Below are 24,148 nucleotides of genomic sequence, written 5' to 3' on the forward strand. Positions count from 1 at the left end.
AGTGGTCACCACCGTCTGGGGAAAATTCTGTCTTCTGTCCGGTATTCGGAAGCCGGTGGGCGGGCCGGTAATGCGCAGTCGATGAAAGCACATATCAAAAGTTCCCCACGATGAAGTCTTTGAAACGGCCAAAAGCGGTCTTCATCGACCCACTCTTTTGTGCCACCTTGAAACCGCGCAGGCGAGCCAGGCGGGCCTCTTCGAGCAATCCCATCACGGTGGCGGCGCGGGGTTGGGCCACCATGTCTGCCAGAGCGCTCGAATACTTGGGGATGCCGCGGCGCACGGGCTTGAGGAAGATGTCCTCGCCCAGTTCCACCATGCCCGGCATGACGGCGCTGCCGCCGGTCAGCACGATGCCCGAGGACAGAACTTCCTCGTAGCCGGAATCGCGCACCACCTGCTGCACCAAAGAAAAGATCTCTTCCACGCGCGGCTCGATCACGCCGGCCAGCGCCTGCTTGCTGATCATGCGCGGGCTGCGGTCGCCCAGGCCCGGCACTTCGACCTGGGCATCGGGGTCGGCCAGCAGCTGCTTGGCATAGCCGCTTTCGACCTTGATGTCCTCGGCGTCCTTGGTCGGCGTGCGCAGCGCCATGGCGATGTCGCTGGTGATCAGGTCGCCCGCGATCGGGATGACGGCCGTGTGCCGGATGGCGCCGCCCGTGAAGATGGCCACGTCGGTGGCGCCCGCGCCGATATCGACCACGGCCACGCCCAGCTCGCGCTCGTCATCGGTGAGCACGGCCTGGCTCGATGCCAGCGGGTTGAGCAGCAGCTGCTCGACCTCCAGGCCGCAGCGGCGCACGCACTTGATGATGTTCTCGGCCGCGCTCTGCGCGCCCGTGACGATGTGGATCTTGGCTTCCAGGCGGATGCCGCTCATGCCGATGGGCTCGCGCACTTCCTGGCCGTCGATCACGAATTCCTGCGGCTCGACCAGCAGCAGCCGCTGGTCCGAGGAGATGTTGATGGCCTTGGCCGTCTCCATCACCCGCGCCACATCGGTGGCCGTGACTTCCTTGTCCTTGATGGCCACCATGCCGCTGGAGTTCAGGCCGCGGATGTGGCTGCCGGTGATGCCGGTGCACACGCGCTGGATCTTGCAGTCGGCCATCAGCTCGGCCTCTTTCAAGGCCTGCTGGATGCTCTGCACGGTGGCGTCGATGTTCACCACCACGCCCCGCTTGAGTCCGTTGCTCGGGGCCACGCCGAGGCCGGCGAGCTTGAGTTCGCCGTTGTACAGGACCTCGGCGACCACGACCATGACCTTGGCCGTGCCGATGTCCAGTCCGACGATCACATCTTTGTATTCTCTTGCCATATCAGCATCCGCCCCCGGTTGGTTCTGTCCTGTCGCTGTGTCGCTGCATGGTGTGCGTGTACATAGGTCTTTCCTCCCTCGTCTTCAGCGTCGGGGACGCACTGCAGCCGGCGCCTTGGCCGTGCCGGTGGTCACCCCGCGCAGCCTCAGCGCATATCCGTCTTCGTAGCGCAGGTCGGCCGACTCGATGGCGTCGGCCTTGCGCTTGTATTGGGTCGTGATCTGGGGCAGCGTGCGCACGAAGCGCTGCACGCGCTGCAGCACGGCTTCCACGCTGCCGCCACCCAGTTCGATCTGTGCATCATTGGCCAGCCTGAGCTGCCAGCTTCCGCGCGCATTGAGCGTGAGCCCGTCGATCTCCACATCCAGCGGCCCCAGCGCCGGCACCAGCAGCCGGTACATCTGCAGCATCTGCGGGGCGCTGTCCTCGGGGCCCTGCAGGCGCGGCAGGCCGTCGCGGTCGAGCTCGCCCAGGTTGGCCTCGAAGACCTCGCCAAAGCTGTTGATCAGGCCGGTGCCCGAATCGGGGCCCCAGAAGGCCTCGGCCACATGCTCGTGCAGGATGACGCGCAGGCTGTTGGGATAGTCGCGGCGCACCTGCGCCTCGCGCACCCAGGGAACCTGCTCGAATGCCGCCTTGGCCCCCTTGAGGTCCACGGTGAAGAAGTTGCCCGTGAGCACGGGCGCCACGTTGGCGCGCAGCGTCACCGTGTTGTTGTGCACCAGCTCGCCCTCGACCACGATGCGGCCGATGTTGAAGGCCGGGTGGCGCAGCGCCCACCAGCTCACCGCTGCCAGCCCCAGCGCAGCCACGCCCACGAACAGGACCGTGGCGGTCACGTTCATGAGCTTGACGTCGAAGGGGGCCGGCAGGGAGTAGCTCATGCGTGCTCCTGCTCCGGTTGCGCGGCGTCCAGCGCGGCGTTGGCCAGGATGCCCAGGCAGAGGTTCTCGTAGCTGACACCGATGGCGCGGGCCGACATGGGCACCAGCGAGTGGCCCGTCATGCCCGGCGAGGTGTTGATCTCCAGCAGGAAGGGCTTGCGATCGCTGGCGCGGATCATGATGTCGGCGCGCGACCAGCCGCGGCAGCCCAGCGTGCGGAAGGCCCGCACGACGATGCGCCGGATCTCGGCCTCTTCCTCGGCGGGCAGTCCGCTGGGGCAGTGGTACTTGGTGTCGTCGGTGAAGTACTTGTTCTGGTAGTCGTAGTTGCCTTCGGGGGCGACGATGCGGATCACGGGCAGCGCATGGGCGCCCTCGCCCGTGCCGAGCACGGGGCAGGTGGTCTCGTCGCCTTCGATGAACTCTTCGCAGAGCACTTCGGGGTCGTAGCGGGAGGCCAGCACATAGGCCTGCTCGCATTCCTCGGCCGTCCAGACCTTGGTCAGGCCGATGGTCGAGCCCTCGCGCGAGGGCTTGACGATCATGGGCGCGCCCAGCGCCTGCAGCGCGGCGCGCGTCTCGCCTGCGCTGGCGACCAGACGCCAGTCCGGCGTGGGCAGGCCCTCGAAGCGCCAGATGCGCTTGGTCATGATCTTGTCCATGGCGATGCTCGAGGCCATCACGCCGGGGCCCGTGTACGGGATGCCCAGCAGCTCCAGCGCGCCCTGCACCGTGCCGTCTTCGCCGTAGCGGCCGTGCAGCGCGATGAAGCAGCGGTCGAACCCTTCCTTCTTCAACTCGCCCAGGTCGCGCTCGGCGGGGTCGAAGGCATGGGCGTCCACGCCATGCGACAGCAGGGCCTTGAGCACGCCCGTGCCCGACATCAGCGAGACCTCGCGCTCGGCCGAGCGGCCGCCCAACAGCACGGCCACCTTGCCCAGGGCCTTGACATCGATCTGGGTGCCGAAGCTGCTCATTGCACAGCTCCCTGCTGCGCCTGCAGCTCTTGTTTCTGAAGCATTTCAACCAACTTTCCGGGCACGGCGCCAATCGAGCCTGCCCCCATGCACAACAACACGTCGCCATCGCGGGCATTGACGGCAATGGCCGCCGGCAGCTCGGCAACGTTTTCCACAAACACCGGCTCGACACGGCCGGCCACGCGCAGGGCGCGTGTCAGCGAGCGGCCGTCGGCCGCCACCACGGGCGCCTCGCCGGCCGCATAGACCTCGGTCAGCAGCACGGCGTCGGCCAGGCCGATGACCTTGACGAAATCCTCGAAGCAGTCGCGCGTGCGGCTGTAGCGGTGCGGCTGGAATGCCAGCACCAGGCGACGGCCCGGGAAGGCGCCACGAGCGGCGGCCAGCGTGGCCGCCATCTCGACGGGGTGGTGGCCATAGTCGTCGATGACGGTGAAGCTGCCGCCGTCGGCAGTCGCCAGTTCGCCATAGCGCTGAAAGCGCCGGCCCACGCCCTTGAAGCTTTCGAAGGCACGCAGCAGCGCGTCGTCGGAGATCTCCAGCTCCATGGCCACGGCCACGGCCGACAGCGCGTTGAGCACGTTGTGCTCGCCCGGCAGGCTCAGCACCACGTCCAGGTCGGGATAGCTCTGGCCGTTGCTGCGGCGCACCGTGAAATGCATGCTGCCAGCTTCGGCGCGCACGTTGAGGGCGCGCACCTGGGCATCCTCGGCAAAGCCATAGGTTGTCACGGGGCGGGCCACCTGGGGCAGGATCTCGCGCACGGCCGGGCTGTCCACGCAGACGATGGCTCGGCCGTAGAACGGCATGCGGTGCAGGAAATCGACGAAGGCGCCCTTGAGCCTGCCGAAGTCATGGCCGTAGGTTTCCATGTGGTCGGCGTCGATGTTGGTGACGACGGCCATCACGGGCAGCAGGTTCAGGAAGGAGGCATCGGACTCGTCCGCCTCGACCACGATGTAGTCGCCCTGGCCCAGCTTGGCGTTGGCGCCCGCGCTGTTGAGCTTGCCGCCGATGACGAAGGTCGGGTCCAGCCCGGCCTCGGCCAGCACGCTGGTCACCAGGCTGGTGGTCGTGGTCTTGCCATGGGCACCCGCGATGGCGATGCCCTGCTTGAAGCGCATGAGCTCGGCCAGCATGAGCGCACGCGGCACGACGGGGATCTTGCGCTCGCGCGCGGCCAGCACCTCGGGATTGTCGGACTGCACGGCGGTGGAGGTGACGACGGCGTCAGCCCCTTCGATGTGCGCGGCCGCATGGCCGACGTGGGTGGCGATGCCCAGGCCGGCGAGCCGGCGCAGCGTGGCGCTGTCGGACAGGTCCGAGCCCGAGATGGCGTAACCCAGGTTGTGCAGCACCTCGGCGATGCCGCTCATTCCGGCGCCGCCGATGCCGACGAAATGGATGTGATGAATGGCGTGCTTCATGCGGCCAGTTCCTCACAGGCGGCGACCACCTCGGCGGTGGCATCGGTCTTTTGCATTTTCTTGGCTTTTCCAGCGCGCTCCAGCAGCGTCGCACGCTGCATATTTTGTAGCATTTCGGCCAGGCTTTGGGCAGTCAGTGCGCTTTGTTGCATCAACCATCCACCACCGGCATCGACCAGGAAACGCGCGTTCGTGGTCTGGTGGTCGTCCACGGCGGACGGGAAGGGCACATAGATGGCTGCGGCGCCCACGGCCGCGATCTCGGTGACCGTGCTGGCACCGGCGCGGCAGACGATGACATCGGCCTCGGCAAAGGCGCGCGCCGTGTCGTCGATGAAGGGCGTCAGCTCGGCCGCGACGCCTGCGGCAGCATAGTTGGCGCGCAGGGCATCGATCTGCGCGGCGCCGCTTTGGTGCAGCACGACGGGCCGCACATCGGCAGGAATCAGGGCCAGCGCCTGGGGCACGATCTCGTTGAGCGCCTTGGCGCCCAGGCTTCCGCCCACCACCAGCAGGCGCAGCGGACCGCTGCGGCCTGCGAAACGCTGCTCGGGTGCGGGCTGCTCGGTGAAGGCCTGGCGCAAGGGGTTGCCGACCCAGCGGCCCTTGGGGAACACGTTGGGGAAGGCGGTGAAGATGCGGTGGGAGACGCTGGCCAGCACCTTGTTGGCCATGCCGGCCACGGAGTTCTGCTCATGCAGCACCAGGGGCTTGCCGGCCAGCACGGCCATCATTCCACCGGGGAAGCTGATGTAGCCACCCAGACCGACCACCACGTCGGGCTTGACGCGGCGCACCACGGCCAGCGCCTGCCAGAAGGCACGCAGCAGGCGCATGGGCAAAAAGGCCAGGGTCATGATGCCCTTGCCGCGCACGCCCGAGAACTCGATGGTCTCCAGCGGGAAACCCTGGGCGGGCACGATGCGCGACTCCATGGAGCCGGGCGCGCCCAGCCAGCGCACGTTCCAGCCGCGCTCGCGCAGGGCCTGGGCCACGGCCAGGCCCGGGAAGATATGTCCGCCCGTGCCGCCGGCCATGATCAGGGCCGTGCGCTGGCGTTGCGTGCCTTGGGAGATGGGCTGCTGTGTCATGCATGCCCTCCCTTCATCAGCAACTTGTTCTCGTAGTCCACCCTTAACACCACCGCTATCGCTATCAGATTCATCAAAATGGCCGAGCCGCCGAAACTCATCAGGGGCAGCGTCAGCCCCTTGGTCGGCAGCGCGCCCAGGTTCACGCCCATGTTGATGAAGGCCTGGAAACCCATCCAGATCGCAATGCCCTCGGCCACCAGCCCGGAGAACACCCGGTCCAGCGCAATGGCCTGCCGCCCTATGAGCATGATGCGGCGCGTCAGCCACAGGAAGGTGACGGCGATCAAGAGCACGCCGACCAGGCCGAATTCCTCGCCGATCACGGCCAGCAGGAAGTCGGTGTGCGCCTCGGGCAGCCAGTGCAGCTTCTCGACGCTGCGGCCCAGGCCCACGCCGAAGATCTCGCCGCGACCGATGGCGATCAGCGCATGCGACAGCTGGTAGCCCTTGCCCAGGGCGTGCTTTTCATCCCAGGGATTGAGGTAGGCAAAGATGCGCTCGCGCCGCCATTCGGAGGTGGCGATGATCAGCACGAAGGCCAGAACCACCAGGGCCGCGATCAGGAAGAACATGCGCGCATTCACGCCGCCCAGGAACAGGATGCCCATGGCGATCACCACGATCACCATGAAGGCGCCCATGTCGGGCTCGGCCAGCAGCAGCACGCCGACCAGCACCACGGCCAGCCCCATGGGCAGCACGGCGCGGAAGAAGCGCTCCTTGACCTCCATCTTGCGCACCATGTAGTCGGCCGCATAGATGAGCACGGCGAACTTGGCCAGTTCGGACGGCTGGAAATTCATGATGCCCAGCGACAGCCAGCGCCGCGCGCCGTTGACCACGGTGCCCACGTGCGGGATCAGCACGGCCACCAGCAGGACCAGGGACACCAGGAAGAGCTTGCGCGCCATGCGCTCCCAGGTGGCCATGGACACCTGGAAGGCCAGCAGCGCGCCGACGAAGGCCATGCCGATGGACATGGCATGGCGCATCAGGAAATGGGTGGGCGCGATCTTGCCGAAGCGCGGATTGTCCGGCATGGCGATCGACGCCGAATACACCATGATCAGGCTCCAGGCCAGCAGGCCTATGACCACCCAGATCAGGGCCTGGTCCAGGCCGAGCACGCTGGCCGGCGTCTGCGTGGGCCGGTGGTACTGGGGACCGCCCAGGCGCACGGGCAGCACGTCGATGGCCTTCTCCTGCGCGCCTCCGAACCAGGAGCGCATGCGGCCCAGGACCTGCGATACGGCGGTCATGCAGCACCTCCGAGTTCATGCCCGGCATCCAGCGCCAAGGCGCGCACGGCATCGACGAACTGATGAGCCCGGTCCTCGTAGTTGCGGAACATGTCCAGGCTGGCACAGGCGGGCGACAGCAGCACGGCATCGCCCTCATGGGCGCGCGAGGCGGCCAGCTCCACGGCGTCGGCCATGGTTGTGGCATCGACCAGGGGCACGCCGCAGTCCTGCAGGGCGGCGCGGATGCGGCCGGCGTCGCGGCCGATCAGCACGGCCGTGCGCACATGGCGCGACACAGGCGCGACCAGCGGAGAGAAATCCTGGCCCTTGCCGTCGCCACCCAGGATGACCACGATGCGGTGGTCAGGTCCCAGGCCGGACAGCGCGGCCACGGTGGCACCCACGTTCGTGCCCTTGCTGTCGTCGTAGTACTCCACGCCGTTGACGCGGCCAATGGGCTGGACGCGGTGCGGCTCGCCCCGGTACTCACGCAGTCCATAGAGCAGCGGCGCCAGCGTGCAGCCACCCGCGCTGGCCAGGGCCAGGGCGGACAGGGCGTTGATGGCGTTGTGCCGGCCGCGGATGCGCAGTGCGTCGGCAGGCATGAGGCGCTGGATGTACAGGTCTTCGGCGTTCTTGCCCTTGGCGGTTTCGTCGGCCTCATGGGCGCGCACCAGCCACGTCATGCCGCTGACCACTTCCAGGCCGAAGTCGCCGGGGCGGCGCGGCATGTCGCCGCCGAAGGTGATGTGGGCGCGCTGCTGGGGCTTTTGGCGCTTGCCCGGCGGCACCACGGGCGCCGGCAGCATGCGCATGACCTCGGGGTCTTCGCGGTTGAGCACCATGGTGCCGCTGCTGCCGAAGATGCCGGCCTTGGCATCGGCATAGGCGCGAAGGCTGCCGTGCCAGTCCAGATGGTCCTGGGTGATGTTGAGCACGGCGGCGGCCGTGGGCTCGAACATCTGCACGCCATCGAGCTGGAAGCTGGACAGCTCCAGCACCCAGGCCTGGGGCAGCGTTTCGGCATCGATGGCCTGCGTCAGCGTGTCCAGCAGCGTGGGGCCGATATTGCCGGCCACGGCCACGCGCAGGCCCGCATGCTCCAGCAGTTGGCCGGTCAGCGAGGTGACCGTGGTCTTGCCATTGGTCCCGGTGATGCCCAGCACCGTGGGACGGTAGCCATGGGCTGCGGCCAGGGCCTTGAGCGCCATGGCGAAGAGATCGAGCTCGCCGCCCACGGGCAGGCCCTGAGCGCGCGCCGTATCGACCACGGGCGCCACGGCGGCCGGGCTCAGGCCGGGTGAGCGGTAGACCAGGCCCAGGCTCTGGCCGTCCACCAGCTGCGCCGTGAACTCGCCGGGCACGAAGCGCACCTGGGGCAATTCGGTGGACAGCTGCTGCAGCTGGGGCGGTGCCTGGCGCGTATCGGCCACGATGACTTCGGCGCCGCAGCGCACGCACCAGCGTGCCATGGCCAGGCCCGAGGCGCCCAGACCCAGCACGAGCACGCGCTGGCCCTGCAGGTGCTGGACCTGCTCGCCGGGCCAGCCGGCAGCCACGGGCGGCAGCACCTGTTCGGATTCAACCGCCTCTTCGGCGGCAAGGGGCGTGACCTCGGCGTCGGACGAGTCGGAGATGCTGGGGTCCGCAAAGATCTGGGCCACGAAGGCGGCAGCATCCTTGGCTGCCGTCAGCGTGGCGATGTCGGGCACGGGCTCGGTCAGGGCCACAGACACCTGCGGCACCTGCGGCACCTCGGCGGCCGGAAGCTCCGCCTCGCCGTCGCCGGCTGGCACGGGAGCCAGTGAATCGTCCAGGACCGGGTCCGCAACCACCTGCCCCTCGGGAGGGAGGCCCGGCATTCCGGCCGGGTCCGCCAGCTCGACAAGCTCGGCAGGGGACGCCGGCACGACGGGCTCGGTGGCCGGCAGTGCGTGGAGGTCGGTCTTGAAGTCTTCGGTGTTCATGCACTCACCTCAGCTTCAGCGTGGACAGGCCCAGCAGGCACAGCAGCATGGTGATGATCCAGAAGCGGATCACGACCTGGGTCTCCTTCCAGCCACTCTTTTCGAAGTGGTGGTGCAGCGGCGCCATCTTGAGCAGGCGGCGTCCCTGGCCATAGCGCTTCTTGGTGAACTTGAACCAGGTGACCTGCAGCATCACCGACAGCGCCTCCACCACGAAGATGCCGCCCATGATGGCCAGCACGATTTCCTGGCGCACGATGACGGCAATGGTGCCCAGCGAGGCGCCCAACGCCAGCGCCCCCACGTCGCCCATGAACACCTGGGCCGGGTGGGCGTTGAACCAGAGGAAGGCCAGGCCCGCGCCGGCCATGGCCGCGCAGTACACCAGCAGCTCGCCCGAACCCGGGATGTGCGGAAACAGCAGGTACTTGGCGTAGCCGGCATTGCCGGTGACGTAGGCGAAGATGCCCAGGGCCGAGCCCACCATGATCACGGGCATGATCGCCAGGCCGTCCAGCCCGTCGGTCAGGTTCACGGCATTGCTGGCGCCCACGATGACCAGGTAGGTCATGATCACGAAGCCCAGCACGCCCAGCGGGTAGCTGACTTCCTTGAAGAAAGGCACGAGCAGGCCCGCCTTGGGCGGCAGGTCCAGCGCAAAGCCGGACTGCACCCAGGTGACGAACAGCTCGAAGACCTGGGCATTGGAGTTCTCGGAAATGCAGAACACCAGGTACAGCGCGGCCAGCAGGCCGATGACGGACTGCCAGAAGTACTTCTCGCCCGAGCGCATGCCTTCGGGGTCCTTGTTGACCACCTTGCGCCAGTCGTCCACCCAGCCGATGGTGCCAAAGCCCAGCGTGACCAGCAGCACGATCCAGACGAAGCGGTTGGACAGGTCGAACCACAGCAGCGTGGAAACGGCAATGGACAGCAGGATCAGCGCCCCGCCCATGGTGGGCGTGCCGCTTTTGGCCAGATGGGTCTCCATGCCGTAGCCGCGCACGGGCTGGCCGATCTTGAGCGAGGTCAGCATGCGGATCAGGCGCGGCCCGGCCAGCAGCCCGATGACCAGGGCCGTGAGCGCGGCCATCACGGCGCGCATCGTGAGGTACTGGAAGACGCGCAGAAAGCCGAACTCGGGGGACAGGCCCTGCAGCCATTGGGACAGCATCAGCAGCATGCGGCCTCCTTCTTGCAACCGCCATCCTTGCCGGCCGCCTCGACCGCCTGAACCACCTGCTCCATCTTCATGAACCTCGAACCCTTGACCAGAATGCTGCCCACCTCGGGCAGCGCGGCACAGGCTGCCTGCTGCAGCGAGGCCATGTCTTCAAAATGCCGCGCACCTGCACCGAATGCGGTGGCGGCGGATGTGCTTTGCGCGCCCAGCGTGAACAGCCGGGCAATGTCCAGGCTGCGCGCCAGCGCGCCAGCCTCGGCATGGAATTGCGGCCCCTGGTCGCCGACCTCGCCCATGTCGCCCAGCACCAGCAGCTGGGGAGCGGGCAGTTCGCGCAGCACCTCGATGGCCGCGGCCACCGAGTCGGGATTGGCGTTGTAGCTGTCGTCGATCACGGTGACCGTGCGGCCCTGCACCGAAACGCCCAGTGCGCGCGAACGGCCCTGCACGGGCTCGAACACGCTCAGGCCGCGTGCAATGTCGGCCAGCGGCACACCGGCTGCCTGGGCGCAGGCCGCAGCGGCCAGCGCATTGCGCACGTTGTGGCGGCCGGCAATGTGCAGGCGCACCGGGGCCTCGCCCTCGGGCGTGACCAGGGTGAACTGCCAGGCATCGCCCAGCCACAGCGCATCGCGCGCATGGACCTGGGCGCCATCGGCAGACTCGCCGAACAGCAGGCACTGGCGCGCAGCGGCCAGCTCGCGCCACAGCGGCGTGTAGGTGTCGCCGGCCGGAAACACGGCCACGCCGTCGGCGGGCAGGGACAGCAGCACGCTGCCGTTCTCGCGCGCCACGGCCTCGACCGTGTGCATGAATTCCTGGTGCTCGCGCTGCGCGTTGTTGACCAGGGCCACCGTGGGCTGGCCGATGGCGGCCAGCTCGGCAATCTCGCCGGGATGGTTCATGCCCATCTCCAGCACGGCCACGCGGTGCTGGGCGGTCATGCGCATCAGGCTCAGCGGCAGGCCGATGGAGTTGTTGAAGTTGCCGCGCGTGGCCAGGGCCGCCTCGCCCGCGTGGGCGCGCAGGATGGAGGCCACCATCTGCGTGACCGTGGTCTTGCCGTTGCTGCCGGTGACGGCAATCAGCGGCAGCGCAAAGCGCGCGCGCCAGGCCGTGGCCAGCGCACCCAGAGCGGCCAGCGAGTCGGGCACCTCGATGCCGGACAGGCCTGCGGCCTCCAGGCCGCCATGGGCCAGGGCTGCGGCAGCGCCGGCCTCGCGGGCCTGGGCCAGGAACTGGTTGGCATCGAAACGCTCGCCCTTCAAGGCGACGAACAGATCCCCGGCCTGCAGCGTGCGGGTGTCGGTGTGCACGCGCGTGAGCACGGCCTGGCCGTTGCCGACCAGCCGTGCCTGGGGGATATGCGACTGGATCAGCTCCAGCGCTTGTTGCAAGGTCATCATGACCGCTTCTTTCCTTCGCGGGCCGCCAGCGCCTTGTGCGCCTCGGCCATGTCGGAGAACGGATGGCGCTGGCCCGCCGTCTCCTGGTAGTCCTCATGTCCCTTGCCGGCGATCAGCACCACGTCGCGTTCGCTGGCGTGCGCAATCGCCTGGGCGATGGCCGCTGCGCGATCGGCCTGGGACTGCAGGTTCTCGCCCGGCTGCATGCCGGCCAGGATCTGGTCGATGATGCGGTCGGGCACTTCGCTGCGCGGGTTGTCGCTGGTGACCAGCACACAGTCGGCATTCTTCTGGGCGGCCTGCCCCATGAGCGGCCGCTTGGTGGCATCGCGGTCGCCGCCGCAGCCGAACACGCACCACAGCCGGCCACGGCGCTGCTCGGCGGCCGGGCGCAGGGCACGCAGGGCCTTGTCCAGCGCATCGGGCGTGTGGGCGTAGTCCACGGCCACCAGCGGCTGGCCGGGCTGGACGATCTGCTGCATGCGGCCGGGCACGGGCTCCAGGTGGGCGCAGGCCGCAACGGCCTGGTCCAGGGTCAGGCCCAGGCAGCGCAGCGCGGCCAGCACGCCCAGCAGGTTGGATACGTTGTACTGGCCCACCATGCGCGTGTGCATGCGCAGGCTGTGGCCGGCCTCGATCACGGTGAAGCTCAGGCCCTCGGCACCCAGCGCAATGTCCTTGGCCTGCAGGCGCGCCGCGCCTTCGATGGAAATGCTCCAGACGTCGAGCGCGGCAGGCTGCTTGCGCGACTGCAGCGTGGCCCACAGGCGTGCGCCATGCGCGTCGTCCACATTGACGACGGCGGCCTGCAGGCCGGGCCAGTCGAACAGCGCGGCCTTGGCATCCCAGTAGGCCTGCATGCTGCCGTGGTAGTCGAGGTGGTCCTGCGTGAAATTGGTGAACAGCGCCACGCGGATGCGCGTGCCGTCCAGCCGGTGCTCGACGATGCCGATGGACGACGCCTCGATGGCGCAGGCCGCCAGGCCCGCATCGGCGTACTCGCGAAACGCGCGCTGCAGCCGCACCGGGTCGGGCGTGGTCATGCCCGTGGATTCCATGGCGGGCGGAATGCCCACGCCCAGCGTGCCCACCAGGGCGCAGCCGCTGCGTTCCTGCAGCTTCACCTGGGCCAGCGCGTGCGCCAGCCACCAGGCGGTGGTGGTCTTGCCATTGGTGCCGGTCACGGCCAGCACGTCGATCTGGGCGCTGGGATGCTGGAACCACTGGTCGGCGATCAAGCCCGTGGCGGCCTTGAGGCCGGGCAGCGCCGCGATGTGCTCGCCGGAAAAACCGAAGGCTTCGACACCCTGCGCTTCGACCAGGCAGGCCATGGCACCGCGCTCCAGGGCCGAGGCCACATGGGCGCGGCCATCGGTGGCCGCGCCGGGCCAGGCGATGAAGGCGTCGCCGGACCGGACCTTGCGGCTGTCGGTCTGCAGCGTGCCGCTGCCTTGCAGGCGGGCGGCCAGCCATTGGACAGCCTCGGTGGCCGTGGACAGCACCCGCAGGGCTTGGGAGGAACTCATAGCGAGGGCTCCTCCACGGGGTTGGCGACGATCAAGGGCTTGACTTCCATATCGGGCTGCACGCCCATCAGGCGCAGCGTCTGCTGCACCACTTCACCGAACACGGGTGCCGCCACGGTGCCGCCGTAGATGGTGCCGGCACTGGGCTCGTCCACCATCACGGCGACGATGATGCGCGGGTTCTCGATGGGCGCCATGCCCGTGAACCAGGCGCGGTACTTGCCGGCGGCATAGCCCTTGCCCTGCTGCTTGCGGGCCGTGCCCGACTTGCCGCCCACCGAGTAGCCGATGGTCTGGGCGCGCTGGCCCGTGCCGCCGGGGCCGGCCGCCAGGGCCAGCATCTTGCGCACCTCGTTGGCCGTGCGCGGCGAGAACACGGGCACGCCCACGGGCGGCTCGTCGGTCTTGACCATGGTGGCCGGGATCACGCGCCCGCCGTTGGCAAAGACGGTGTAGCTGCGCGTCATCTGCAGCAGGCTGGCGGACAGGCCGTAGCCATAGCCCATGGTGGCCTGCTCCACCGGCCTCCAGGTCTTGTAGGGACGCAGGCGACCGCTGGCGGCGCCGGGGAAGGAGATCTGCGGCTTCTGGCCGAAGCCCACGGCCGAGAAGGTTTCCCACATTTCCTTGGCCGGCATCTGCAGCGCGATCTTGGTCGTGCCCACGTTGCTGGACTTCTGGATCACGCCGGCCACGGTGAGCAGGCCGTAGTTGTGGGTGTCGGAAATCGTCGAGCCCGTGACGTTGACGCGGCCCGGCGTGGTGTCGATGGGCGTTTCCGGCTTGAACCGGCCCGACTCCAGCGCCAGGCCGATGGTGATGGGCTTCATGGTCGAGCCGGGCTCGAAGGTGTCGGTGATGGCGCGGTTGCGCAGCTGCTCGCCCGTCAGGTTCTTGCGCTTGTCGGGCACGTAGCTGGGGTAGTTGGCCAGGGCCAGCAATTCGCCGGTGTGCGCATCCATGACCACCACGCTGCCCGCCTTGGCCTTGTGCGCGATGACCTGCTCCTTGAGCTTCTGGTAGGCGAAGTACTGGACCTTGCTGTCCACGGACAGCTGGATGTCTCGGCCGTCCTGAGGCGGCACTTCCTCGCCCACGCCCTCGACCACGCGGCCCAGGCGGTCCTTGATCACGCGGCGCGAGCCGGGCTTGCCGCCGAGCTCCTTGTCGAAGGCCAGCTCCATGCCTTCCTGGCCATGGTCTTCCACATTGGTGAAGCCCACGATGTGGGCGGCCGATTCGCCTTCCGGGTACTGGCGCTTGTATTCCTTGCGCTGGTAGATGCCCTTGATGTTGAGGGCATGGATCTGCTGGCCCACGTCCCAGTCGAGCTGGCGCTTGATCCAGACGAAGGTCTTGTCCTCGTCGGCCAGCTTTTCCATCAGCGCGGGCAGCGGCATCTCCATGAGCGCGGCCAGCTGCTTGAGCTTGGCCTTGACCTCGGGGTCGTCCTGCTCGACATCTTCGGGAATGGCCCAGATGCTGGCGGCCGGCACGCTGGAGGCCAGGATCAGTCCATTGCGGTCCAGCAGGCGGCCACGGTTGGCCGGCAGCTCCAGCGTGCGCGCAAAGCGCACCTGGCCCTGGCGCTGGAAGAAGTCGTTGCCGAACACCTGCACGTAGGCTGCGCGCGCGCCCAGGCCGACAAAGCCCAGGCCCAGCATGGCCACGATCATCTTGCTGCGCCACAGGGGTGTCTTGGACGCCAGCAGCGGACTGGAGGTGTAGAGCACGCTGCGCGTCATGGAGCCACTCCGGTGCGCGCATCGTCATTGACGTACTGGGCGATGGCCGGCGTGGCCGGCTTCATCTGCAGGCGCTCGCGCGCCATGACCTCAATGCGCTGTGGCGTGGCCTGGGCGCGCTTTTCCACCTGCAGGCGCTGCTGCTCGGTGGCCAGGCGGCGCGATTCGGCCACGGCGCGGTCCAGTTCGGTGAACAGGCGGCGCGATTCGTACTGGTTGTGCACCAGAAAGATGGCGCTGGCCATCACCGCCAGCAGCAGCACGAGGTTCAGGCGCAGCATGCCACGCCCTCCTCTTGCGCCAGACGGTGCATGCGCTTCATGCAGGCACCCCGGTGCGGCGGGCCACGCGCATCACGGCAGAGCGCGAGCGCGCATTGGCGGCGACCTCGGCCTCGCTGGGCTTGATGCGGCCCAGCGCTTCAAGGCGCATGGGCGTGGGCACGGCAAAGGGTGCGCGCCGGTCATAGACTTCCTTGGAGTGCTTGGCGATGAACTGCTTGACGATGCGGTCCTCCAGCGAGTGGAAGCTGATCACCACCAGGCGTCCGCCCGGCGCCAGCACGCGCAGGCTGGCCTCTAGCGCCTGTTCGAGCTCTTCAAGCTCGGCATTGATGAAAATCCGAAGAGCCTGGAATGTGCGTGTCGCTGGGTTCTGCCCAGCCTCGCGGGTCCGGACCGCGCCAGCCACGAGCTCGGCAAGCTCCGCGGTGTTGCGAAGGGGCCCCTGGCTTTCGCGCCGAGCAACAATCGCCTTTGCAATGGGGCCAGCAAACCGTTCTTCGCCGTAGTCACGTATCACCTCCGCAATCTGCTGGGCATCGGCTTCCGCCAGCCAGTCCGCCACGCTCTGGCCGCGCGTGGTGTCCATGCGCATGTCCAGCGGACCCTCGAAGCGGAAGCTGAAGCCACGCTCGGGGTTGTCGATCTGGGGAGAGCTCACGCCCAGGTCCATCAGCACGCCCTGCACGCTGCCGGCCGGCAGCTCGCTGAGGTGGCGAAACCCTTCGTGCCGAATCGAAAAACGCGCATCGGTGATGCGCGCTGCCTCTTCGATCGCGTCCGGGTCCTTGTCGAACGCCAGCAAGGCCCCATCCGGCCCCAGCCGCTGCAGGATGCGCCGGGAATGCCCGCCTCGCCCGAAGGTCGCGTCCACCCATTGCCCGGCAACGGGCTGTGCGGCGCCGTCCAGCAGCGCATCGACGGCCTCGTCGAGCAAAACGGTGATGTGTTGCAACGGCTGATTCAAGAAAACGCCTCTTTCCTAGAAAGCAAAATCCTGGAAGGCCGCAGGCATTTCTTCCTGCATGGCCTTCGCTTCATGTGCCTCATAAGTGGCCTTGTCCCACAGCTCGAAATGGTTGCCCATGCCCAGCAGCACGACCTCCTTGGTCAGACCCACGGCTTCACGCAGCTCGGGCGACACCAGCACGCGGCCGGTGGCATCCATGTCCACGTCCATGGCGTTACCCAGGAAGATGCGCTTCCACCACTGCGCCGACATGGGCAGTTGCGCGATCCGCTCGCGGAACTGCAGCCACTCCGTGCGCGGGAACAGCATCAGGCAACCGTGGGGATGTTTGGTGAGGGTGACCTGGCCCTGGGCCATGGCCACAAGGGCGTCACGATGCCGGGTCGGCACAGACAGCCGCCCCTTTCCATCGAGATTCAGCGAGGACGCCCCTTGAAACACGGTCAGTCACCCCGGTCGGTTGGAGCCATCGCGTCCCGGAAATCGGGGCACAAAGGCAACTTTCACCACTTAATTGCACTTTTTTGCACTGTAGCAGCAATTTGGCGTTTCACAACCCGGGAATGGACAATTATTTGCAATGAAATCAACAACTTAGAAGCCGAATGCAATGTGAGTGGTGACAAAAATCCCTGGCTTTACAAGTACTTAGAGGACTGACTGCAAGTGATCTCTCAAAGCCTGCATGCAATTGCAACGATTCAATTCGCTGGCGACCGGTTGCAACTCGGGCAACCCTCCTACAAAAAGTGACTGCCCGGCAATGCGGGCAGTCACTTCGGTGGCGGCTGCGCGGCAGCCGGCCCGTTTCAGAGGATGAAGCGCGAGAGGTCTTCGTCCTGGCTCAGGGACTGCAGACGCTGGTCCACGTAGGCCGCGTCGATGGAGATGGTCTGGCCCGACAGATTGGCCGCGTCGAAGCTGACCTCGTCCAGCAGGCGCTCGAGCACGGTGGACAGGCGGCGCGCGCCGATGTTCTCGGTGCGCTCGTTGACATCGAAGGCGATGCCGGCGAGCCGGGTGATGCCTTCGGGCGTGAATTCCAGCGTGACGCCTTCGGTGGCCAGCAGCGCCTGGTACTGCTTGACCAGGGAGGCATGGGTCTGGGTGAGGATGGCCTCGAAGTCCTGGACCGACAGCGAGTCCAGCTCCACGCGGATCGGGAAGCGCCCCTGCAGCTCGGGGATGAGGTCGCTGGGCTTGGACAGGTGGAAGGCGCCCGAGGCGATGAACAGGATGTGGTCGGTCTTGACCACGCCGTACTTGGTGGAGACGCTGGTGCCTTCGACCAGGGGCAGCAGGTCGCGCTGCACGCCCTGGCGCGAGATGTCGGAGCCGCTGGTCTCCTGGCGCGTGGCCACCTTGTCGATCTCGTCGATGAAGACGATGCCGTTTTGCTCGGCGTTGGCGATGGCGCGGGTGCGCACGTCTTCCTCGTTGACCAGTTTTGCCGCTTCCTCGTCGGTCAGCAGCTTCATGGCCTCGGCAATGCGCAGCTTGCGCGTCTTGCGCTTTTCCTGGCCCATGTGGCTGAACATGCCGCGCAGCTGCTCGGCCATCTCTTCCATGCCCTGGGGACCCATGATCTGCACCTGGGGCGGCGCGTCGGCGACATCGATCTCGATTTCCTTGTCGTCGAGCTGGCCCTCGCGCAGCTTCTTGCGGAAAACCTGGCGTGCCGTGTTGTCGGCGGCCACCTCGCCGCTGCGGGCCTGGGGCACGAGCACGTCGAGGATGCGGTCCTCGGCCGCGTCTTCGGCGCGCAGGCGCAGCTTCTTCATGTCGGCCTCGCGCGTCTGCTTGACGGCCACCTCGGCCAGGTCGCGGATGATGGCATCCACGTCCTTGCCCACATAGCCCACTTCGGTGAACTTGGTGGCCTCGACCTTGATGAAGGGCGCATCGGCCAGCCGCGCCAGGCGGCGCGCGATCTCGGTCTTGCCCACGCCTGTGGGACCGATCATGAGGATGTTCTTGGGCGTGATCTCCTGGCGCAGGCCGTCGGCCACGTTCTGGCGGCGCCAGCGGTTGCGCAGCGCGATGGCCACGGCGCGCTTGGCGCCAGCCTGGCCGACGATGTGGCGGTCCAGTTCGGAGACGATCTCCTGGGGGGTCATGGCAGAGGACATGGTGTGTATTCGATGCATTGCGCCGCCAGCCCCGTTGCCTGGCCGCTGGCGACTGTGAGTTTCAATGCCGTGCGTTTCGATCGCCGGCCTGCTGGGCGAGCCGGCGCCGCGCGGGTGTCAGAGCGTCTCGACCGTGTGGTGCATGTTGGTGTAGATGCACAGCTCGCCGGCGATGGCCAGCGACTTGCGCACGATCTCCTCGGCCGACAGCTCGGTATTGGTCAGCAGCGCCTTGGCCGCAGAGTGCGCGTAGGCGCCGCCCGAGCCGATGGACACGATGCCCTGCTCGGGCTCCAGCACGTCGCCGTTGCCGGTGATGATCAGCGAGGCCGATGCGTCGGCCACGGCCAGCATGGCCTCCAGACGGCGCAGCACGCGGTCGGTGCGCCAGTCTTTGGTCAGCTCGATGGCTGCGCGCGTCAGGTGGCCCTGGTGCTTTTCCAGCTTGGCCTCGAAGCGCTCGAACAGCGTGAAGGCGTCTGCCGTGGCGCCGGCAAAGCCGGCAAGCACCTTGCCGTGGTAGAGCTTGCGCACCTTGCGCGCCGTGCCCTTGACGACGATGTTGCCCAATGTGACCTGGCCATCGCCACCGATGGCGACCTGCACGCCTTCGGGGGTCTGCCGGCGCACGCTGATGATGGTGGTGCCGTGATACTGTTCCATAGCGGTGCCAGATGAGGGCGAAGGCGGCCTTCTCAAGGGCCTGCTCAAAGAATGCCCACGCGCTCTTCGCGGCGGGCGCGCCGTCCTGCCGCAAGGGGTGTGGCGCAGCCGCCGCGCGGCAGGATCAGTCCCGCCGTGGAGTGACCTGCGCGTGCTCCTGGATGCCGATCACATTGAAGAACACCGCCACCAGCTGGTGCAGCTGGCCGAACTGCAGCACATGGCCCAGCGACTGCATGTGGGCAGCCCAGTTGAGCACGGAGCCGGCCGCCGCAAAGTCCATGCGCACCAGTTGGGTGCAGTCGATGAACACGGGCTCGCCCAGGCTGGCCCCCTCCTGCACCGGGTCCAGCCAGGTGGAGGCATCGCCTTCAATGGTGCCGGCCAGCGCAAATCGCACGGCGTCCGCCGTGGCAGCAATGCCTGCCTGCAGGGGCGCATCCGCGCCCTCGGTTTCGACGGCTTGCGTCAGGCATTGGCAGACCGGGTCCACCCACGAGGGAGGCGAGACCTCATAGGTGACGCAGTAGTCCAGCGCCACCAGCTCGAAATCATCCTGCCGGTTCATCAAACGCAGCACCGCCATGCGCAACCGCCACCACAGCGTATCCACGCTGGAATCGCCCGAGGGAGCCAGCGTGCCCAGCAGCGCCAGCAGCCGGTCCGCATTGAGCAGCACGAACACGCCCTGCGAGCCCGCCCATTGCTGCAGCAGCGCCTCCAGGGGCGTGGCCGCCGCATCGTCGATGCCGGCCACGGCAGCCCAGTCCAGGCTCCAGGGACTGGAAGCCTTGGCCTGGGAGGCCTTCAGCGCCGTCACGGCACTCGGCGTGATCTGTGCAGGTGCGCTCCAGCGCAAGCCACGCCCTGCCGCTGCGCCCGGCATGGACACCACGGGGGCGGTGCGCTGTTGCGGCATCGCAAACCATTGTGGAGCGGAGCGGCCAAAGCGCGCCGCGAATTCGATGCCCGCTTTGTCGAACTGCAGCGGGCGGTCGGCCGCACGGTACAGGTCCAGCAAGGCCAGCCAGACCGGCAGCTGCGCGGGAACATCGCGCCGGTCGATCAGCTCCAGCATGCCCTGCTCGGCACCATCCACCTCGCCATTGGCAAAGAGGATGGCCGGCTCTTCCAGGTCGGGATCGTGCTCGAACACCACGAAGCAGGGCGGCACCATGTCCATGGGCTGCGGCGGAGAGACCTCGGTGGCCGCGAAGGCGGGCAGGAAATCGGTTGCCCCCTCCAATGGCCGCAGGGGGCGGGCCATGGGCATGGGGTCAATGATGGGAGCCGTCGAGACGGAGGGCACCTGCGGCGCAGGTGCCAGGCTCATGGGCAAGGTGGTGGCAAAGGCCGCCACGTCGCCGGCCGAGGCAATGGCCGGCGGCACCACGTCGCTGAGCATGGGAATCTGCCCAGACGGCGGCGGCTGCTTGCGAAACGAGGCCGGAGCGGGGTTGCCGCCCGCAGGCAGCGCCATGGGAATGGTGGTTGCATCGGCCGCCTGCTTGCCCCGCCACCATTGCTGGGACATCTGGGCCTCGATCTCGTCGATCTTCTTGAGCGTGACGGCGCGTTCACCGGAGGATTTGGAGCTCAGCAGGCTGCTGAGAAATTGCGAGCCCTGCGCGGCGGGGCCGGGCACACCGACCGGTGCGCTGCCGGGCCTGGAGGCCTGTTGCAGCTCGGCCTGGCGCAGGCGGCGCAGCTGGTCGAACTCGCGCTTGCGCACGAAATCGTTGCGGCGCTTGCGCTCGATCATTTCCTTGAGCGCCTGCTTGCTGTACTGGCTTTCCTGCTCCCCGTCCAGGCCGTCGAGGTCGGACCAATTGACCGTAGGGTGGCGCACAAAGCGCACCACCTTGGACAACAACCCCCCCGATTTGCTGCTCTCTTCTTTTGCCATGGCGAGTCAGATTAGCACCGACGGCCTGCAGGCCGTTGCTGCAACTCAATCCCCATACATCTTCTGCTTGAGCTCACGGCGCTGCTGGGCTTCCAGCGACAGCGTGGCCGTGGGGCGGGCCAGCAGGCGGCCCACGCCGATGGGCTCGCCGGTCTCGTCGCAGTAGCCGTAGTCGCCTGCGTCGATGCGTGCAATGGATTGCTCGATCTTCTTGAGCAGCTTGCGTTCACGGTCGCGCGTGCGCAGTTCCAGCGCATGCTCTTCCTCGATGGTGGCGCGGTCGGCCGGATCGGGAACCACCACGGTGTCCTCGCGCAGGTTTTCTGCCGTCTCACCCGCGTTGGTGTGCATGTCGTGCTTGAGAGTGAGCAGCTTGAGGCGGAAGAACGCCATCTGCTTCTCATTCATGTATTCGTCATCCGACATGGCCAGCACTTCGGCATCCGTCAGTTCTTCCACCGACTTGGTCTTCCAGGCATTGGCCAGCTTGGGGTCTCGTTTCGTCGATCCCGACGAAGGCGTTTGCGTAGTGGTAGGCATAGTGTTGGTTTCGCTAACTTAGTCCGCGCCGAGGGCTTCGGACGGGGCCATGGATGGTACTGTCAATCGGGGCGCCCGGGTCGAATGCCGTGTAGGACAGCCGATCGCCGCAGTTGCGGAACCTGCCGGCTTCCCCGTACGGCGGGGTGCGGCAATCCAGGCCGTGCGGCGGCCGTGCGTGCAAAGAGCCCTTTTGCGGTCAGCAAGGGACACCAGGTCGGCAACGCCGACCGCAGTGCGGACCGCGGCCTTCTGGCTTGCAGCCGGGGCCGGTGCGGCCACTGACGGCTTCTTGCTGGATTCGGCGCTCACTTGCTGTCTCCTCACGGTATGGGCGACCCCTGCGGGGCAGTCCATTGGGCTTGGGGGCTCTCTTCAGGGGCGCGATTGTATCGATGCTCTACAGGAGCGCAAGCCGTTGCACATACCCCACAGGAATGCAAAGGGGCCGCCCACGCATGCGGGCGGCCCCTGTGTCATTCAGATGTCAGCAAAAAGCCATCCGATTGCCCACAAAGGTTCACAAAAAACTCAGACCAGGCACTGCTCCAGGCCCTGCAGGAAGATGTCCTGGGGCAGGTCGATGCCAATGAAGACCATCTTGCTCTGGCGCTTTTCGCCCTCGGCCCACTGCGGTCCCAGGTCGCTGCCCATGAGCTGGTGCACGCCCTGGAAAATGACCTTGCGCTCCGTGCCCTGCATGTTCAGCACGCCCTTGTAGCGCAGCATGCGCGGGCCGTAGATGTTGACGATGGCGCCCAGGAAGTCCTCCAGGCGGGCAGGGTCAAAGGCACGGTCGGCACGGTAGACGAAGCTCTTGACGTCGTCATCGTGGTGATGGTGGTGCGGATGCTTGCAGTGCTCGCCATGCTCGTGGTCATGGGCGTGGTCGTGCCCGCAGTTCTCGTCGTGCTCATGGCCATGGTCGTGGCCGCAGTGCTCGTCATGCTCATGCTTGTGGCCATGGTCATGTCCGTGGTCGTGATCGTCTTCCTTGAGGAAGTCGGGATCGATGTCCAGCTTGGCATTGAGGTTGAAGCCGCGCAGGTCGAAGACTTCGTTCAGGGGCACTTCGCCGAAATGCACGGCGCGGATGGGCGCGCGCGGGTTCATGTGCTTGAGGCGGTGGATGAGCGCGTTCTTCTCGTCCTCGCTGACCAGGTCGGTCTTGGACAGGAACAGCTGGTCGGCAAAGCCCACCTGGCGGCGCGCCTCCTGGCGGTCGTCCAGCTGCTGGTTGGCGTGCTTGGCATCGACCAGGGTGAGGATGGAGTCGATCAGATAGGTCTCGGCGATCTCGTCGTCCATGAAGAAGGTCTGGGCGACGGGGCCGGGATCGGCCAGGCCCGTGGTCTCGATCACGATGCGGTCGAACTCCACCAGGCCCTTGCGGCGCTTGGCGGCCAGCAGCTGCAGGGTTTCGCGCAGGTCTTCGCGGATGGTGCAGCAGATGCAGCCGTTGCTCATCTGCAGGATCTGCTCCTTGGACTCCGTCCTGAGGATGTCGGTGTCGATGTTCTCTTCGCCGAACTCGTTCTCGATCACGGCGATCTTCATGCCGTGGGACTCGCTGAGCACGCGCTTGAGCAGCGTGGTCTTGCCCGAGCCCAGGAAGCCGGTGAGGATGGTGACGGGAATCAGTGCCATGGGATTGCTTTCAGAAAATTCAGCAAAGGGAAGCGGCAAGGCCCGTCCACCATGGACGGGCCTTGTCAAAAAGACGTTCCGAATAAGTTTAGCGAGCCTGTCAAGTGCCGTTTTGCCAGAGGGCTTGGCCTTTTTTATCGGAGGCCGCCCTTTTCATCGCTATCTCCATTGCAATCGCCACTGTCGCTGCCGTCCCCACTCTGGCGCCGCGCGCGCGGATGGGCGCTCTCGTAGGCCTGGGCCAGATGCTGGAAATCCAGGCGCGTGTAGATCTGCGTGGTCGAGATGCTGGCGTGGCCCAGCAATTCCTGCACGGCGCGCAGGTCGCCGCTGGACTGCAGCATGTGGCTGGCAAACGAATGCCGCAGCACATGGGGATGGACGCCGGCCGACAGCCCGGCCTGCTGGCCGCGCTGGCGCAGCCGCGCCCAGACCGACTGCGCGCCCAGGCGTTCGCCGCGCCGGCCGATGAACAGCGCCGGCTCCTGCCGCGCCGCCTGGGCCGCCGCGCCAGCCAGGCCCGTGTCCCGCAAGGCCAGCCAGCGCTGCAGCGCCTGCAGCGCGGCGACGCCCACGGGCACGGTGCGCCGCTTGCCGCCCTTGCCCTGCACATGGGCATCGGCGGCCTGCAAATCTATCCAGCCACGGCCCTGGCGCTGCGTGTCATGGCCGGGCGCCACGTCCAGGCCCACCAGCTCGCCCACGCGCAGGCCGCAGCTGTAGAGCAGTTCGGTGATGGCGGCGTCACGTGCCTCGATCCAGGGGTCGGCGTCGGCGTTGCTGAAGGCGGCCAGCTGCACGGCGTCATCCACGCCCAATGCCTTGGGCAGGGGTTTGGGGGCCTTGGGACCGCGCACGCCCTCGACGGGATTGAAGGGCACCAGCAATTGCTGGGCTGCCCAGCGGAAGAAGCTGCGCCAGCCAGACAGGATGAGCGCAATGCCGCGCGGACTGCGGCCCCGGGAATGCATCTGGGCCACGAAGCGGCGGATGTGGGCGGGCTGCAGCGCCAGCAGCTCCTGGCCGGCGTCGCGGGCCATGGTGCAAAGCCGGGCCATGTCCAGCGCATAGAGTGCGCAGGTGCGGTCGGCCAGGCGCTTTTGCACGCGCACATGCTCCAGATAGGCATGGACGGCGGCGGGGAGCATCGCCAGGTTTTCTGCCGCCAGGTTCTCTGCCGGAAGATCGCCTTCCGGGAGCCCGTCCCTGTCCGATGCTCCCGGCATGGGCTTTC

20 protein-coding genes are annotated in these 24,148 nt (G+C 67.2%); all 20 read right to left on the bottom strand.

The genetic code is table 11. The features are described from left to right. Positions 1–94: 94 nt before the first annotated feature. The 20 genes from ftsA to IB269_RS11580 all read right to left on the bottom strand — a co-directional run bounded on the left by ftsA (position 95) and on the right by IB269_RS11580 (position 24,140). Positions 95–1,324, bottom strand: a complete 1,230-nt coding sequence (gene ftsA, locus IB269_RS11485; RefSeq protein ID WP_012203404.1) for a cell division protein FtsA — start codon at positions 1,322–1,324, stop codon at positions 95–97. Between the two features lie 84 nt (positions 1,325–1,408). Beyond that, on the bottom strand, positions 1,409–2,209 hold the full coding sequence (locus IB269_RS11490) for a cell division protein FtsQ/DivIB (RefSeq protein WP_013804104.1): 801 nt from the start codon (positions 2,207–2,209) through the stop codon (positions 1,409–1,411). Further along, a complete protein-coding gene (locus IB269_RS11495; protein WP_192367199.1) occupies positions 2,206–3,186 on the bottom strand; it encodes a D-alanine--D-alanine ligase in 981 nt (326 codons plus the stop codon). Before IB269_RS11495 ends, IB269_RS11490 begins: the two co-directional genes overlap by 4 nt. Then, positions 3,183–4,616: a UDP-N-acetylmuramate--L-alanine ligase gene (murC, locus tag IB269_RS11500; protein WP_013804106.1), complete on the bottom strand. Its 1,434-nt coding sequence runs from the start codon at positions 4,614–4,616 to the stop codon at positions 3,183–3,185. The genes IB269_RS11495 and murC overlap by 4 nt, the downstream gene beginning before the upstream one ends. Continuing rightward, a complete protein-coding gene (gene murG / locus IB269_RS11505) occupies positions 4,613–5,707 on the bottom strand; it encodes an undecaprenyldiphospho-muramoylpentapeptide beta-N-acetylglucosaminyltransferase (protein WP_012203400.1) in 1,095 nt (364 codons plus the stop codon). The genes murC and murG overlap by 4 nt, the downstream gene beginning before the upstream one ends. Then, the gene (gene ftsW, locus IB269_RS11510) at positions 5,704–6,969 is read right to left on the bottom strand and encodes a putative lipid II flippase FtsW (RefSeq protein WP_012203399.1); all 1,266 of its coding nucleotides are present in this window, start codon (positions 6,967–6,969) and stop codon (positions 5,704–5,706) included. The genes murG and ftsW overlap by 4 nt, the downstream gene beginning before the upstream one ends. Then, entirely contained in the window at positions 6,966–8,918 is a 1,953-nt protein-coding gene (murD, locus tag IB269_RS11515; protein WP_192367200.1) for a UDP-N-acetylmuramoyl-L-alanine--D-glutamate ligase, read from the bottom strand. The genes ftsW and murD overlap by 4 nt, the downstream gene beginning before the upstream one ends. A gap of 4 nt (positions 8,919–8,922) precedes the next feature. Beyond that, a complete protein-coding gene (gene mraY, locus IB269_RS11520) occupies positions 8,923–10,101 on the bottom strand; it encodes a phospho-N-acetylmuramoyl-pentapeptide-transferase (RefSeq protein WP_012203397.1) in 1,179 nt (392 codons plus the stop codon). Beyond that, positions 10,092–11,507, bottom strand: a complete 1,416-nt coding sequence (locus IB269_RS11525) for a UDP-N-acetylmuramoyl-tripeptide--D-alanyl-D-alanine ligase (RefSeq protein WP_192367201.1) — start codon at positions 11,505–11,507, stop codon at positions 10,092–10,094. Before IB269_RS11525 ends, mraY begins: the two co-directional genes overlap by 10 nt. Beyond that, positions 11,504–13,033, bottom strand: a complete 1,530-nt coding sequence (locus IB269_RS11530) for a UDP-N-acetylmuramoyl-L-alanyl-D-glutamate--2,6-diaminopimelate ligase (RefSeq protein ID WP_192367202.1) — start codon at positions 13,031–13,033, stop codon at positions 11,504–11,506. The genes IB269_RS11525 and IB269_RS11530 overlap by 4 nt, the downstream gene beginning before the upstream one ends. Then, positions 13,030–14,778: a peptidoglycan D,D-transpeptidase FtsI family protein gene (locus IB269_RS11535; protein WP_192367203.1), complete on the bottom strand. Its 1,749-nt coding sequence runs from the start codon at positions 14,776–14,778 to the stop codon at positions 13,030–13,032. Before IB269_RS11535 ends, IB269_RS11530 begins: the two co-directional genes overlap by 4 nt. Continuing rightward, the gene (ftsL, locus tag IB269_RS11540; protein ID WP_012203393.1) at positions 14,775–15,059 is read right to left on the bottom strand and encodes a cell division protein FtsL; all 285 of its coding nucleotides are present in this window, start codon (positions 15,057–15,059) and stop codon (positions 14,775–14,777) included. The genes IB269_RS11535 and ftsL overlap by 4 nt, the downstream gene beginning before the upstream one ends. Positions 15,060–15,096: 37 nt before the next feature. Beyond that, positions 15,097–16,026, bottom strand: a complete 930-nt coding sequence (gene rsmH / locus IB269_RS11545; RefSeq protein WP_012203392.1) for a 16S rRNA (cytosine(1402)-N(4))-methyltransferase RsmH — start codon at positions 16,024–16,026, stop codon at positions 15,097–15,099. Between the two features lie 15 nt (positions 16,027–16,041). Continuing rightward, positions 16,042–16,470: a division/cell wall cluster transcriptional repressor MraZ gene (gene mraZ, locus IB269_RS11550; protein ID WP_012203391.1), complete on the bottom strand. Its 429-nt coding sequence runs from the start codon at positions 16,468–16,470 to the stop codon at positions 16,042–16,044. A 368-nt stretch (positions 16,471–16,838) separates the two neighbouring features. After that, positions 16,839–18,158: an ATP-dependent protease ATPase subunit HslU gene (gene hslU, locus IB269_RS11555; protein WP_170962086.1), complete on the bottom strand. Its 1,320-nt coding sequence runs from the start codon at positions 18,156–18,158 to the stop codon at positions 16,839–16,841. 117 nt (positions 18,159–18,275) lie between these two features. Then, positions 18,276–18,821, bottom strand: coding sequence for an ATP-dependent protease subunit HslV (hslV, locus tag IB269_RS11560; protein WP_012203389.1), 546 nt, complete (start codon positions 18,819–18,821; stop codon positions 18,276–18,278). 124 nt (positions 18,822–18,945) lie between these two features. After that, the gene (locus tag IB269_RS11565) at positions 18,946–20,727 is read right to left on the bottom strand and encodes an STAS domain-containing protein (RefSeq protein WP_192367204.1); all 1,782 of its coding nucleotides are present in this window, start codon (positions 20,725–20,727) and stop codon (positions 18,946–18,948) included. Between the two features lie 45 nt (positions 20,728–20,772). Beyond that, complete coding sequence (dksA, locus tag IB269_RS11570; RefSeq protein WP_012203387.1) at positions 20,773–21,267, bottom strand: RNA polymerase-binding protein DksA; 495 nt, start codon at positions 21,265–21,267, stop codon at positions 20,773–20,775. A gap of 531 nt (positions 21,268–21,798) precedes the next feature. Continuing rightward, the gene (locus IB269_RS11575; protein ID WP_013804115.1) at positions 21,799–22,914 is read right to left on the bottom strand and encodes a CobW family GTP-binding protein; all 1,116 of its coding nucleotides are present in this window, start codon (positions 22,912–22,914) and stop codon (positions 21,799–21,801) included. Between the two features lie 134 nt (positions 22,915–23,048). Then, a complete protein-coding gene (locus tag IB269_RS11580; protein ID WP_192367205.1) occupies positions 23,049–24,140 on the bottom strand; it encodes a tyrosine recombinase XerC in 1,092 nt (363 codons plus the stop codon). Between the last annotated feature and the right edge of the window lie 8 nt (positions 24,141–24,148).

The sequence above is a fragment of the Delftia sp. DLF01 genome (genome assembly GCF_014852125.1).
GTDB classification, from domain to species: domain Bacteria; phylum Pseudomonadota; class Gammaproteobacteria; order Burkholderiales; family Burkholderiaceae_C; genus Comamonas; species Comamonas acidovorans.